We start from the raw sequence: 12,856 nt of genomic DNA, 5'->3' as shown, positions 1-12,856 counted from the left end.
ATAAACTCGAGCGTTTCCCCCCGAGAAAGGCCCGCGATGGAGCTGCAGCTGGACCCGCTCTTCCAGACGATCACGCTCGTGGTGCTCGTGCTGATCCTGGTCGCGGATCTGCTGATCATCCTCAAGCGTCCGCACATCCCCGCCGCCAAGGAATCGACCCTCTGGGTCGTGTTCTACGTCACGCTCGCGCTCATCTTCGCGGGCGTGTTGTGGATCGTCGCCGGGGGAGAGGTCGCGGGGCAGTTCGTCGCCGGATGGCTGACGGAGTACAGCCTCTCGGTCGACAATCTGTTCGTCTTCGTGCTGATCATGGGACAGTTCGCGGTGCCGCGCCGGTATCAGCAGGAGGTCCTGATGGTGGGCATCATCATCGCCCTCGTCCTGCGCGGAGCGTTCATCCTGGTCGGCGCGACGATCATCGAGAACTTCAGCCCGATCTTCTACCTGTTCGGACTGTTCCTGGTCTACACGGCGATCCGACAGGCCTTCCCGGGCGACGACGACGATGACGCGCAGAAGGAGAACCTCATCGTGCGGACGCTGCGCCGCGTGCTGCCGATGAGCGACTCCTACGACGGCAAGAAAGTCATCACCCGCGTCAACGGCAAGAAGCTCTTCACGCCGATGATCATCGTGTTCGTGGCCATCGGGGTGACCGACCTGCTTTTCGCGATCGACTCGATCCCCGCGATCTTCGGTATCACGCAGAGCCCGTTCATCGTCTTCACCGCGAACCTGTTCGCCCTCATGGGGCTGCGCCAGCTGTACTTCCTGCTCGGCGACCTGCTCGACCGCTTGAAGTACCTGCACTACGGCATCGCGTTCATTCTCGCCTTCATCGGCGTCAAGCTCATCCTGCACGCGATGCACGTCAACGAGCTGCCGTTCCTCAACGGCGGGGAGCCCATCGAGTGGGCGCCCGAGATCTCGACCTGGGTGTCGCTCGCGGTGATCGTCGTGTCGATGGCCGTGGCCACCGTCGCGAGCCTGATCGCCGCGCGTCGCGAGCCGGCGGCGGAGGGGCGTCAGGATGCCGCCGCCGACGTCGCCGACGAGAAGGGCACCCCCTCGACGGTGGAGCGCCCCGAGCGCGACTGACCCGCGCGCGGCGTCGGCGCTGCGCGCGGAGGGCGTCTCCCGCTCGTCCCACTTCTGGGGGGTAGGTGTCCCACATCTGGCTGTCGGGAGGGCGCCGACCGGCCATAAGTGGGACACGGGGGCTCGGCCGGGCGGGCGGCATCCGCAGTCGAGAACGCCTGCGGGCCCGCCAGGGAGGGGACGAGGCGGTGCCGGCCCCTTGTCCCACTTCTGGCGGTGCGTGTCCCACTTCTGGCCGGTCGAGTGCTCGCTAACCGGCCATAAGTGGGACGAGGGGTCGCCGCCGGCCCGAAACCTAGAACGCGCGGAGGTTGGCCTGGAGCCCGCCGCCGACGTACTCCTCGCGCAGGATGCCGCGCCGCCGCAGGATCGGCACCAGATCGTCGAGCACGCGGTGCACGGTGACCGGATGCAGGTCTCCCCACAGCAGCACGCCGTCGTTGCCCCAGGTGCCCAGCTCCTCGATGCGGTCGGCGAACTCGTCGGCCGTGCCCACGAAGCCCGAGCCGTCGTTCAGTCGTCCGAGGCGCGCGTGGGCGGCCAGCAGCGTGCGCAGAGGAGCGTCGTCGTCGTGCTTTCCGACGAGCCTCTTGATGCTGCCCTCCGACACGTGCTCGCCGAAGATCGAGCGGTCGAGGGGCTCGTCGAGGTCGAGCCCGGTCAGGTCGGTCTCGAGATCGCTCGACTGCTTGCGCGCGATCGCGACGAGGGCCTCGTCGGACGGATCCGCGGATGCCGCGACCAGACGGTCGGCCTCTTCCGGCGACGAGACGAGCACGGGCTGGATCGCGAAGAGGATCTTGATGTCGGCCGCGGTGCGTCCCGCGGCTTCGGCTGCGGCGTGGATGCGTCCGCGATAGGCGCGGATGCTCGTCTCGTCGAGGGGAGCCAGCGCGAGCTGCACGTCGGAGTTGTGGCCGGCGAACGACAGTCCGCGTCCCGAGCCGCCCGGGGAGACGATCGCCGGCTCGCCGTCGGTGAACGGCACGGCGTTCAGGGGCCCGTCGAAGCCGAAATGCTCGCCGCGGTGGCGGACGGCATCCAGCTTCGATCCGTCGGCGTACACGCCCGACTCCTCGTCGACGACGAGTGCCCCCTCGCCCCAGCTCCGCCAGAGCTGTCGGATGCCGTCGAGCCACTCCTCGGCGCGGTCGTAGGCCGCGTCGTGCCCGAGCTGGGGAGCCGTGGAGAAGTGCCGCGCGCTGCCGGTGTCGGTGACGACATTCAGACCCAGGCGGTGTCCGCTGAGGTGCTGCAGCGTCGCGAACTGTCGCGCCGCGGTGTAGGGCAGGTACGCCGCAGGGTTCACCGTGGGCACGACCCCGAGGTGCTGCGTCGCCGCGAACAGATAAGGGGCGAGCAGCAGCGGGTCGTGCTTGGGGCCGCCGAAGGCGTGGCGCACCCGCAGGTCGATGGTCTCGGCGCTTCCGAGGGAGGGGGCGTCCTCGATGATGAGGAGGTCGAAGCCGGCCTGCTCGAGGGTCCGTGCCGAGTCCTGGTACAGCCCCGGTTCCGTCCAGCGGTGGTTCCAGCGGAGGTACGGGTGACCCCAGCCGTGCGGGCCGAAGCCCCGTGCGAGGAACCAGCCGAAGTGCTGCAGGCGGCTCACAGCACGACCGTCTCGCGCTCGGCGACGGGCACTCCGACGAGCGCCTGCTCGAGGTCGGCGAGGAGGTCATCGATGTCTTCGATGCCGATCGACAGGCGGATCGTGCCGGGGAAGACGCCCGCACGCTCGCGCTCCTCGACCGTGCGAGCCGAATGCGAGGTGCTCTGCGGGTGTAGGACGAGCGAGCGCACGTCGCCGAGGTGCGTCATGTGGGTGACGAGCTTCACGGACTGCACGACGTGCCGTGCCGCCTCGAGGCCGCCACGCAATGTCACGGTGAACACCGAGCCGGTCCCGCGAGGAAGGTAACGCGCACCGAGTGCGTGGTGCGGGTGAGAGGCGAGTCCGACGTGGTCGACGCGCTCGACCTCGGGACGGTCCTCGAGCCACTGCGCGACCGCGAGGGCGTTCTGCGACTGGCGCTCGACACGCAGACTCAGCGTCTCGATGCCCTGGCCGATCAGGAACGCGTTGAGCGGCGAGGGTGTCGGTCCGAAACGTGGAGCCACGCTCTCGCGGATGTACGCGCCGCGGGCGCGGGTGCCGTGCTTCTCGGCGTAGCTGGCCCCGCCGAGGCGGTCCGCGTGCACGAGGTGCGGGAAGAGGTGCCCGGATGCCGCGGCGTCGAAGCGTCCGTCGTCGACGATCACGCCGCCGAGAACCGCGCCCTGACCGGCGAGGAACTTGCTCGCGGAGTGCACGACGATCGCCGCTCCGTGCTCGATCGGACGAAGGAGGTACGGGGTCGTGAACGTGCTGTCGACCACCAGGGGGATGCCGCGTTCCCGGCCGATCGCGGAGACGGCTGCGATGTCGAGCACGTCGTTCCGGGCGTTGGAGAGGGTCTCGGCGAACAGCGCCTTCGTGCGCGGGGTGATGGCATCCCGCCACGCGTCGAGGTCGGAGGTGTCGACGAACGTCGTCTCGACGCCGAGCCGCGCGAGGTTGTCGAGAAGGAGCCCGCGGGTGCCCTCGTAGATGTGCTCGGAGACGACGACGTGATCGCCCGCGCCGGCGAGCGCGAGGAGGGCGACGGTGACCGCGGCCTGACCGCTGGAGACGAGGACGGCCTGGTCTCCGCCCTCGAGGGACGCGAGGCGATCCTCGACGGCGTGCACCGTGGGGTTCCCCGTGCGCGTGTATCCGAAGCCCGCGCCGGTGCCGAAGTGCTCGGCGGACTCGTCGAGGTCGGTGAACGTGAAGCCGGCCGTGAGGTAGATCGGCAGGGCACGCGGCGAGGCGGGCGCGGACGAGGTCCCCACGTGGACCTGTCGGGTCGAGAATCCGGGCTCTGCGTTCGCGGCCATGCGGCACGCTCCTTCCTGCGGCGTCCCGCCAGGCTCGCACGAGGGGGCGGATGACACCGAAATGTGCGGCGTCGTGTTACGTCCAGCGAGAGCGCGCGAGCGCGGGCCGCGCGGCGAGACGGGTGAGGCCCGGTGGTATCGTGACGAGGTGCGGATCGTCGGCCTCCTCCTTAGCGGCCGCGACGAGACCTTGTTCTAGGCCTTTCTCGTCGCGGAGTTCGTCGCGGGCCTCACACCCCTCCCGAGGAGAAACGCAAACCATGAGCACGATTCCCGAGAACCCTCGCACCCTGGCTGAGAAAGTCTGGGACGACCATCTCGTCGTCAAGGGCGAAGGCGGTCAGCCCGACCTCATCTACATCGATCTGCACCTCGTGCACGAGGTCACCAGCCCCCAGGCCTTCGACGGCCTGCGCACAGAGGGGCGCCCGGTGCGCCGCCTCGACCTGACGATCGCCACCGAGGATCACAACACCCCCACCCTCGACATCGACAAGCCGATCGCCGACCTCACGAGCCGCACGCAGATCGAGACCCTCCGTCGCAACGCCGACGAGTTCGGGGTGCGCATCCACTCGCTCGGCGACAAGGAGCAGGGCATCGTCCACGTCGTCGGGCCGCAGCTCGGTCTGACCATGCCCGGCATCACCGTCGTGTGCGGCGACTCGCACACCTCGACCCACGGCGCGTTCGGCGCGATGGCGTTCGGCATCGGCACGAGCGAGGTCGAGCACGTGCTCGCCACGCAGACCCTGCCGCTCAAGCCCCTCAAGACGATGGCGATCACCGTCGAGGGCGAGCTGAAGCCCGGCGTCACGGCGAAAGACATCATCCTCGCGATCATCGCCAAGATCGGCGCCAACGGCGGTCAGGGCTACGTGCTCGAGTTCCGCGGTTCGGCGATCCGCTCCCTCTCGATGGAGGGGCGCATGACGATGTGCAACATGTCGATCGAGGCCGGCGCCCGCGCGGGCATGATCGCCCCCGACGAGACGACCTTCGCCTACGTCAAGGACAAGCCGCACGCCCCGCAGGGGCAGGACTGGGACGACGCGGTCGCCTACTGGCGCACGCTGCCGAGCGACGAGGGTGCGGTGTACGACGCCGAGGTGTTCCTGGATGCCGCTGAGCTCGAGCCCTTCGTCACGTGGGGCACGAACCCGGGTCAGGGCGTGTCGCTGTCGGACGTGGTGCCGACCCCGTCCGACATCGCCGACGCGAACGAGCGCGCGGCCGCCGAGCGGGCCCTCGAGTACATGGACCTCGAAGCCGGCACCCCGATGAAGGACATCCCCGTGGACGCCGTGTTCATGGGCTCGTGCACCAACAGCCGCATCGAAGACCTGCGGGCTTTCGCCTCCGTCATCCAGGGCCGCACCAAGGCCGAGAACGTGCGCGTGATGGTCGTCCCCGGATCGGCGCGCGTGCGCCTGGAGGCCGAGGCCGAGGGCCTCGACAAGGTCTTCACCGACTTCGGTGCCGAGTGGCGCTTCGCCGGTTGCTCGATGTGCCTCGGGATGAATCCCGACCAGCTCGCGCCCGGTGAGCGGTGCGCGTCGACCTCGAACCGCAACTTCGAGGGACGCCAGGGCAAGGGGGGCCGCACGCACCTCGTGTCGCCGCTGGTCGCCGCGGCCACGGCCGTGCGGGGGACGCTGTCGAGCCCGGCAGACCTGGACCCCGTCCCCGGGCAGAACGCGCCCGAGACCGTTTCGACCGGGGCGGAGGCCTGACATGGAGAAGTTCACGACGCACACCGGTGTCGCCGCGCCCCTGAAGCGTTCCGCGGTCGATACGGATCAGATCATCCCGGCCGTCTTCCTCAAGCGGGTCACCAAGACCGGTTTCGACGACGCGCTGTTCGCCAACTGGCGTCAGGATCCGGAGTTCATACTGAACCAGGACGCCTATCGCTCGGCATCCGTCCTCGTCGCCGGTCCCGACTTCGGCACCGGATCCAGCCGCGAACACGCCGTGTGGGCTCTGCGCGACTACGGCTTCCGCGTCGTGCTGAGCCCGAAGTTCGCCGACATCTTCCGCGGCAACTCGGGCAAGCAGGGCCTGGTCACGGGCGTGATCACCGAGGACGAGGCTGAGCAGATCTGGGCTGTCCTCGAGGAGAACCCGGGCATCGAGATGACCGTGGACCTCACCGCGAAGACCGCCACGGTGGGCGACCTCCAGGTCTCGTTCGAGATCGACGATTACACTAGGTGGCGGCTTCTCGAAGGGCTCGACGACATCGGGCTCACTCTGCGTGACGAAGACAAGATCACGCAGTTCGAGGCGCGCCGCGAGGCATGGCGGCCGCGGACCCTCCCGGTCCGCTGAGCCCGATCGACCCGATCGGGTCGATTCGCCGCCCCTCGTCCACGAAGTGAGGTCCACCCCCCTATGAGCACACTCGTCAGCGACACCGGAGAGCACCCCATCGGGCAGCCGGACTGGGAGGCGGCAGAGACCCTCACCATCCGCGGCGGTCGTCCGTTGCGCGGCACTGTCGAGGTCAAGGGAGCGAAGAACCTCGTCACCAAGGCGATGGTGGCCGCACTCCTCGGCGACACCACCAGCACCCTTCGCGACGTGCCGATGATCAGCGACGTCAAGGTCGTGCGCTCGCTCCTCGAGGTGCACGGCGTCACCGTGACCGAGGGCGAGGAGGAGGGAACCCTTCACCTCGACCCCTCGGGCGCGGTCGCCGCGCACTTCGAAGAGATCGACGCCCACGCGGGTGCCTCGCGCATCCCGATCCTCTTCTGCGGTCCGCTGCTGCACCTTCTCGGTGAAGCGCTCATCCCCGACCTGGGCGGATGCCGCATCGGCGACCGTCCGATCAACTTCCACATGGACGCGCTCCGCGCCTTCGGCGCCGTGGTCGACAAGAGCTATGAGGGGATCCGCATCACGGCCCCGAACGGCCTGCACGGCGCGAACATCACGCTGCCGTACCCGAGCGTCGGAGCAACCGAGCAGGTGCTGCTCACCGCGGTGCGCGCCAAAGGCGTGACCGAGCTGCGGAACGCCGCGATCGAGCCCGAGATCATGGACCTCATCGCCGTCCTGCAGAAGATGGGCGCGATCATCTCGTACGAGCCCAACCGCGTCATCTTCATCGAGGGTGTCGACAAGCTCGTCGGCTACGACCACCGCGCGATCTTCGACCGCAACGAGGCCGCCTCGTGGGCCTGCGCGGCCCTTGCCACCGACGGCGAGATCTTCGCCAAGGGCGCTCGGCAGCAGGACATGCTGACGTTCCTCAACGTCTTCCGCAAGGCCGGCGGCTGGTTCGACGTGCGCGAGGACGGCATCCTGTTCCGTCGTGGTGACGCGCTCAAGCCCGTCATGGTCGAGACCGACGTGCACCCGGGCTTCATGACCGACTGGCAGCAGCCCCTCATCGTCGCGCTCACCCAGGCGCCGGGCACCTCGACCGTCCACGAGACCGTGTACGAGAACCGCCTGGGCTTCACCGCCGCGTTGAACAAGATGGGGGCCGACATCGTCGTGCACCCGAAGGGCATCGCGAGCCCGGATCGCCGCGTCCCGCGCCGCGACCTCGAGCAGGCCGCGGTCATCAACGGACCGACGCCCCTGCACGGCGCCGACGTCGAGGTCCCCGACCTCCGCGGCGGCTACAGCTACGTGATCGCCGCGCTGGCGGCCGAGGGCGAGTCGACCGTGCGCAACATCGGCATCATCCGCCGGGGCTACGAGAAGTTCCTCGAGAAGCTCACTGCTCTCGACGCCGACTTCTCCGTCGTGGGCTGACGCCGGTGGCTTCGAACCCCGAGAAGAGCCGCCCGAGCGCCTTCTGGCCGCTCGCGGCGATCATCGTCCCCGTCACGGGACTGTTCGCGCGGATCGAGATCCGCGGCGCGGAGAACCTCCCGCGCGAGGGGGCGTACGTGCTCGCTCCGAACCACAACTCGGAGTTCGACCCGGTGACGGTCGCCGTCGCGGTCTGGCGAGTGGGTCGTGCCCCGCGGTTCATGGCGAAAGAGAGCCTGTTCAAGGTCCCCGTCCTGGGAGCCGCATTGCGGGCGACCGGAATGGTCCCCGTGCCGCGATCCTCCACGAGTGCGAACCAGTCCATGAAGGCCGCACAGCAGATCGCGAAGGACGGACGCGGCGTCATCGTCTACGCCGAGGGCACGCTCACGCGCGATCCCGACCTGTGGCCGATGCGCGGCAAGACGGGTGCCGTCCGACTCGCCCTCGCCGGAGACCTCCCCCTCATCCCGATGGCGCAGTGGGGAGTGCAAGAGATTCTCCCGCGCTACGGCAAGCTCAGGTTCCCGCGTCGCTCCCACGTGATCATCGAGTTCGGCCCGGCGATGGATCTGTCGGAGTACGCCGGCTCCACCTCGCCCGCGGTGCTCACGAGCGCGACCGACGCGCTCATGGGACGCATCTCGCAGATGCTCTCCGGTATCCGGGGCATTCCCGCCCCGGCCGAGCGCTGGAACCCGTCGCAGCACGGGCAGAACGAGACGGGCCGCCTTGAGTCGTAGGAACGTCGCGCCCGTCGCGGGCCCGAAGGTGGCCGTCGTCGGTGCCGGAAGCTGGGGCACGACGTTCGGCAAGATCCTCGCCGATGGCGGTGCATCGGTGGTGATGTGGGCGCGTCGCGCGGAGCTGGCCGCCGAGATCACCGAGTCGAAGCGCAACAGCCGCTACCTCTCGGGCATCAATCTGCCTCGCACGATGACAGCGACGACCGACCTCGCCGAGGCTCTGCGGGGGGCGGAGCAGATCTACCTCTCGGTTCCCAGCCAGTCGCTCCGGGAGAACCTCGCCGCGATCAAGCCGCTCGTCGCGCACACCGACGTCCCGATCGTGTCGCTCATGAAAGGTGTCGAGAAGTCCACGGGCCTGCGCATGAGCCAGGTCATCGAGCAGGTGCTCGAGTGCGACCCTGCCCGCATCGCGGTGGCATCCGGCCCGAACCTCGCCCTCGAGATCGCGCGCGAGCAGCCCACGGCCGCGGTCATCAGCTCCTTGAGCCCCGAGACGGCCGAGGCCGTCGCGCGCCGCGCGCGCAATCGCTATTTCCGCTCGTTCGTCAACACCGATGTCATCGGCACCGAGTTCGGCGGGGTGCTGAAGAACCTCATCGCGGTGGCGATCGGCATCGTCGACGGCGTCGGCTACGGCGAGAACACCAAGGCGTCGATCATCACGCGCGGACTCGTCGAGATGACCGACTTCGCCGTCGCGCAGGGCGCCCAACCCGAGACGCTGCAGGGTCTCGCCGGGCTCGGCGACCTCATCGCGACGTGCCAGTCGCCGCTCAGCCGCAACAACACGGCGGGGCGCCTGCTCGGGCAGGGATACGGCTACAAAGAAGTCGTCACCCAGATGCAGCAGACCGCCGAGGGTTTGGCATCCGTCGCCCCGGTGCTCCAGCTCGCGAAGCAGGTCGGTGTCGACATGCCCATCGTGCAGCAGGTCAAGATGGTGCTCGACGGCACCATGGACCCGCGCGACATCGCGCCCCACCTGACGACCGACGACGACCAGCCGCAGGGCGAGAGGACGCGAAATGACCAAACCGGTGGTGGTGGTGCTCTTCGGCGGGCGCTCCAGCGAGCATTCGATCAGTTCCGCCACGGCGGGCGGGGTGCTGCGGGCGATCGATCGTGACCGCTTCCGGGTGATCCCGGTCGGCATCACCCGCGACGGCGCGTTCGTGCTCGAGGAGGACGACCCCGACAAGTTCGCGCTCCGTCCGGAGGCGCTGCCGCAGGTCGTCGACAACGGCACGCGCGTCCGGCTTCCCGACTCGACGCTGTCGCGCGAGTGGACGGTGACGGATGCCGAGGGCACGCGGTCGCTCGGAGACGTCGATGTCGTGCTGCCGATCCTGCACGGGCGGTTCGGTGAGGACGGCACGGTACAGGGACTCCTCGAGCTCCTCGGCATCCCGTACGCCGGTGGCGGCGTGCTCATGTCAGCGATCGGGATGAACAAGCACGTCACCAAGCAGGTGCTTCGAGCAGCGCACGTCCCGGTGGTGCCGTGGGTGGCCGTCACGCGCGCCGATCTCGCCCGGGACCGCGCGCTGTGGGAGCGCCGGATGCGGGCCCTCGACCTGCCGGTCTTCGTGAAGCCGAACGAGGCGGGCTCGAGCGTCGGTGTGACGAAGGTGTCGCGATGGGAAGACCTGGATGCCGCCCTCGACACCGCGTTCGCCGAGGACGGCCTCGTGCTCGTCGAGAAGGCGATCGTCGGTCGGGAGGTCGAATGCGGCGTGCTCCCCGGCCGCGATGGCGGGCCGGTCCGCGTGAGCGTCGCCGGCGAGATCATCGTCACGGGCCGCGAGTTCTACGACTTCGAGGCGAAGTACCTCGACGCGCCCGGTGTCGACCTCGTGTGCCCCGCCGACCTCGGCGACGGCGAGCTGGCTGAGATGCAGCGGATCGCCGCGCAGGCGTTCGAGGCGATCGGCGGTCAGGGTCTGGCCCGCGTGGACTTCTTCTACACCGGCACCGAGTTCTACGTGAACGAGGTCAACACGATGCCCGGGTTCACCCCGATCTCGATGTTCCCGACGTGCTGGATCGCTTCCGGGCTGAGCTACCCCGACCTGATCAGCGACCTGCTCGATGCGGCGCTGGCGAAGGCCTGACCGCCCTACCGGAATCTCGTCTGCGTCGGGGAGGTCGCTCCCGCGACATCGCTACGGGGTCGTTGTCGGCGACGGCTCCGGAGCGGGCGTCGCATCCGACAGCGAGGTGCACTTCGCGCCGGTCGCAGCGAGGTTGTCGCGGATCAGCGGTCCCAGCGCCTGGGCGACATCGCCGCTGCTGGCCACGCCCTGATCGAGGAAGACCTGCACCGCGGGTTCGCGCCCGTAGGTGGTGAGCGTGTACTTGTTCTCGGATGCTCGGGACTCGTCGACGATCCAGTCCACGCCGTCCGACGTCCGACACGGCAGTGTCGTCGGGGCGGGGGCCTCGAGACCGCAGGTCATGAGGATGGATGCCGGATTGCCCCAGGCCGCAGTCGACTGTGCGTCGGTCCAGCGGCGTTCCTGTCCCGAAATGGTCTTCGGCAGTCGCGCCTCGACGTTGGCGCACGCGGGGTCGTTGGCGAGCTTCGCCGGCTCCATCGCGACCGTCGCGCTGCACGCCGCGAGCCCCGGGAGGAGCAGGAGGGCAGCGAGCAGCGGGAGAGTCCGAGAAGAGCGGGGCACCCCTCCAGGCTAATAGCGTGGGGGAGTGACCGACGCCGAGACCAGCCGTGAGATCACCGTGGGAGAACTGTCCGAGGGGCAGATCCTCCGCGGCATCCTGGATCGCCTTCCGCCCTCGGCGGCTCCCGTCGGACCCGGCGACGACGCGGCCGTGCTCGCGTTCCCGGATGGACGCGTGGTCGCGACGACGGACACGCTCGTCCACGGCCCGGACTTCCGCCTCGCGTGGTCGTCGGCACACGACCTCGGCTTCAAAGCGGCCGCGGTCAACATGGCCGATGTCGCCGCGATGGGCGCGCGGCCGATCGCTCTCCTGGTCGCGCTCGCGATGCCCGACGCGACCCCCGTCTCGTTCGTCCGCGGCTTCGCCGACGGGCTCGCCGCGGCGTGCGCCGAGCTCGCCCCGGACTGCGCGGTCGAGGGCGGCGACCTCACCGTGTCCGACACGCTCACGATCGCCGTCACGGCCCTCGGCTCTCTCGACAGCCGTGACCCGGTGCGACGCTCGGGCGCGCGCGTCGGCGACGGCGTGTACGTCATCGGCGAGCTCGGCCCGGCCGCTCGGGGGATCGACCTGCTCTTCCGACGCTTCACGGATGCCGACGGCACCCCCATCGCCGTCACGACCGAGGCGCGCGCGACCCTCGGCAACGCGGACGCCCACGCGCTGTCGCGCCAGCTCGCCCCTCGCCCCCCGATCGCCGACGCGCTCCGCGCGGCGGACGCCGGGGCCACGGCGATGATGGACATCTCGGACGGGCTCGCGCTCGACGCGACCCGGATGGCGGATGCCTCGGGCGTCACGATCTCCCTCGACTCCGCTTCCCTGGGTGACGACCCCGCGGGCGCTCTCGCCGGCGGAGAGGATCACGGCTTCCTCGTGACGTTCCCCGTGGATGCCACCCCTCTCGGTCGTCGGATCGGAACCGTCCAGGCGCGGGGCGATGAATCGATCATCGTCGACGGACGTGCGTGGACAGGCCGGGTGGGCTGGGACCCCTATCGCGACTGGGACGCCGGGCGCGGCTGACCCGTGCCGCTTCAGGCGTGCGGTCGCCCCCACCACATCGTGGTGTCGCCGTACGCGCGCTCCCTCTCGGGCTCGAGACCGGCGGCCTCCCACTCGGGGGCGGGCGAGCGCGTGGCGCGCTCAACGATGACCGCGGCATCCGGGCTCAGGTGCGGAGCGAGGGCGATCAGCACGCGGGTGAGCTCATCGTCCCCCACGTCGTACGGAGGGTCGATGAAGACGAGGTCCCACTCGGCCCCGGATGCCGCGAGGTACGTCGTGACGTTCGCCCGGTGCACCCGCGCGGGGGCGTGGACGCCGGCCGTCCGCACCCGGTCTGCGTTCTTGCGGATCACGGCGGATGCCGGAGCGGAGAGCTCGACCAGGTCCGCCGAGATCGCTCCTCGACTCAGGCTCTCGAGCCCCAGGGCACCGGAGCCGGCGTAGAGGTCGGCGACGCGCGCGCCGTCGAGGAGGTCTGCGGACTCGAGCGCACCGAAGAGCGATTCGCGCACCCGGTCGCTCGTCGGGCGTGTGCCCTTCGGGGGGACCTCGAGCACGGCGCCGCCCGCGCGGCCGGAGATGATGCGCGTCACCGCTCCAGCCTAAGGTTCTCGGGCGCCTGCCCCGGGCGTCGC

General features: G+C 69.6%; 12 protein-coding genes. 8 read left to right on the top strand and 4 right to left on the bottom strand.

Annotation, left to right across the window (positions count from 1 at the left end):
* Window positions 1-36: 36 nt before the first annotated feature.
* Complete coding sequence (locus NS220_RS07020; RefSeq protein WP_058623370.1) at window positions 37-1,098, top strand: TerC family protein; 1,062 nt, start codon at window positions 37-39, stop codon at window positions 1,096-1,098.
* A gap of 295 nt (window positions 1,099-1,393) precedes the next feature.
* Here the strand turns inward: NS220_RS07020 and NS220_RS07015 are convergent, their stop codons facing one another.
* Together NS220_RS07015 and NS220_RS07010 are read right to left on the bottom strand one after the other, a co-directional pair.
* A complete protein-coding gene (locus NS220_RS07015) occupies window positions 1,394-2,707 on the bottom strand; it encodes an LLM class flavin-dependent oxidoreductase (protein WP_058623369.1) in 1,314 nt (437 codons plus the stop codon).
* The gene (locus NS220_RS07010; RefSeq protein WP_058623368.1) at window positions 2,704-4,014 is read right to left on the bottom strand and encodes an O-acetylhomoserine aminocarboxypropyltransferase/cysteine synthase family protein; all 1,311 of its coding nucleotides are present in this window, start codon (window positions 4,012-4,014) and stop codon (window positions 2,704-2,706) included. Before NS220_RS07010 ends, NS220_RS07015 begins: the two co-directional genes overlap by 4 nt.
* 260 nt (window positions 4,015-4,274) lie before the next feature.
* Between NS220_RS07010 and leuC the strand changes: the two genes are divergently transcribed.
* From leuC to NS220_RS06980, 6 genes are all read left to right on the top strand, one after another.
* Window positions 4,275-5,747, top strand: a complete 1,473-nt coding sequence (gene leuC / locus NS220_RS07005; protein ID WP_058623367.1) for a 3-isopropylmalate dehydratase large subunit — start codon at window positions 4,275-4,277, stop codon at window positions 5,745-5,747.
* A 1-nt stretch (window position 5,748) separates the two neighbouring features.
* The gene (gene leuD / locus NS220_RS07000) at window positions 5,749-6,345 is read left to right on the top strand and encodes a 3-isopropylmalate dehydratase small subunit (RefSeq protein WP_058623366.1); all 597 of its coding nucleotides are present in this window, start codon (window positions 5,749-5,751) and stop codon (window positions 6,343-6,345) included.
* A gap of 63 nt (window positions 6,346-6,408) precedes the next feature.
* Complete coding sequence (murA, locus tag NS220_RS06995) at window positions 6,409-7,782, top strand: UDP-N-acetylglucosamine 1-carboxyvinyltransferase (protein ID WP_058595866.1); 1,374 nt, start codon at window positions 6,409-6,411, stop codon at window positions 7,780-7,782.
* A 5-nt stretch (window positions 7,783-7,787) separates the two neighbouring features.
* Window positions 7,788-8,525 (top strand): lysophospholipid acyltransferase family protein, encoded by a 738-nt coding sequence (locus tag NS220_RS06990; RefSeq protein WP_153004196.1) that lies wholly within the window; start codon window positions 7,788-7,790, stop codon window positions 8,523-8,525.
* A complete protein-coding gene (locus NS220_RS06985; protein ID WP_058623364.1) occupies window positions 8,515-9,657 on the top strand; it encodes an NAD(P)H-dependent glycerol-3-phosphate dehydrogenase in 1,143 nt (380 codons plus the stop codon). Before NS220_RS06990 ends, NS220_RS06985 begins: the two co-directional genes overlap by 11 nt.
* Window positions 9,557-10,642, top strand: coding sequence for a D-alanine--D-alanine ligase family protein (locus NS220_RS06980; RefSeq protein ID WP_081323027.1), 1,086 nt, complete (start codon window positions 9,557-9,559; stop codon window positions 10,640-10,642). Before NS220_RS06985 ends, NS220_RS06980 begins: the two co-directional genes overlap by 101 nt.
* A 51-nt stretch (window positions 10,643-10,693) precedes the next feature.
* Here the strand turns inward: NS220_RS06980 and NS220_RS06975 are convergent, their stop codons facing one another.
* Window positions 10,694-11,209 (bottom strand): DUF3515 family protein, encoded by a 516-nt coding sequence (locus NS220_RS06975; protein ID WP_058623363.1) that lies wholly within the window; start codon window positions 11,207-11,209, stop codon window positions 10,694-10,696.
* Between the two features lie 25 nt (window positions 11,210-11,234).
* Here NS220_RS06975 and thiL point away from each other — a divergent pair, with 25 nt between their 5' ends.
* Window positions 11,235-12,239 carry a thiamine-phosphate kinase gene (thiL, locus tag NS220_RS06970; protein WP_058623362.1) on the top strand — a complete coding sequence of 335 codons (1,005 nt, stop codon included), beginning with the start codon at window positions 11,235-11,237 and terminating at the stop codon, window positions 12,237-12,239.
* A gap of 11 nt (window positions 12,240-12,250) precedes the next feature.
* Here thiL and NS220_RS06965 read toward each other — a convergent pair whose 3' ends face one another.
* Window positions 12,251-12,814 carry an RsmD family RNA methyltransferase gene (locus NS220_RS06965; RefSeq protein ID WP_058623361.1) on the bottom strand — a complete coding sequence of 188 codons (564 nt, stop codon included), beginning with the start codon at window positions 12,812-12,814 and terminating at the stop codon, window positions 12,251-12,253.
* Between the last annotated feature and the right edge of the window lie 42 nt (window positions 12,815-12,856).

It is taken from the genome of Microbacterium testaceum (genome assembly GCF_001476655.1).
Classification (GTDB): domain Bacteria; phylum Actinomycetota; class Actinomycetes; order Actinomycetales; family Microbacteriaceae; genus Microbacterium; species Microbacterium testaceum_C.
This window is presented reverse-complemented; position numbering and strand designations above follow the sequence as displayed.

Excerpts from the sequence above, each read along its gene's own strand:
- NS220_RS07020 (WP_058623370.1), top strand. The coding sequence starts at position 37 with ATGGAGCTGCAGCTGGACCCGCTCTTCCAGACGATCACGCTCGTGGTG.
- NS220_RS06980 (WP_081323027.1), top strand. The coding sequence starts at position 9,557 with ATGACCAAACCGGTGGTGGTGGTGCTCTTCGGCGGGCGCTCCAGCGAG.
- murA (WP_058595866.1), top strand. The coding sequence starts at position 6,409 with ATGAGCACACTCGTCAGCGACACCGGAGAGCACCCCATCGGGCAGCCG.
- leuD (WP_058623366.1), top strand. The coding sequence starts at position 5,749 with ATGGAGAAGTTCACGACGCACACCGGTGTCGCCGCGCCCCTGAAGCGT.
- NS220_RS07010 (WP_058623368.1), bottom strand. The coding sequence starts at position 4,014 with ATGGCCGCGAACGCAGAGCCCGGATTCTCGACCCGACAGGTCCACGTG.
- leuC (WP_058623367.1), top strand. The coding sequence starts at position 4,275 with ATGAGCACGATTCCCGAGAACCCTCGCACCCTGGCTGAGAAAGTCTGG.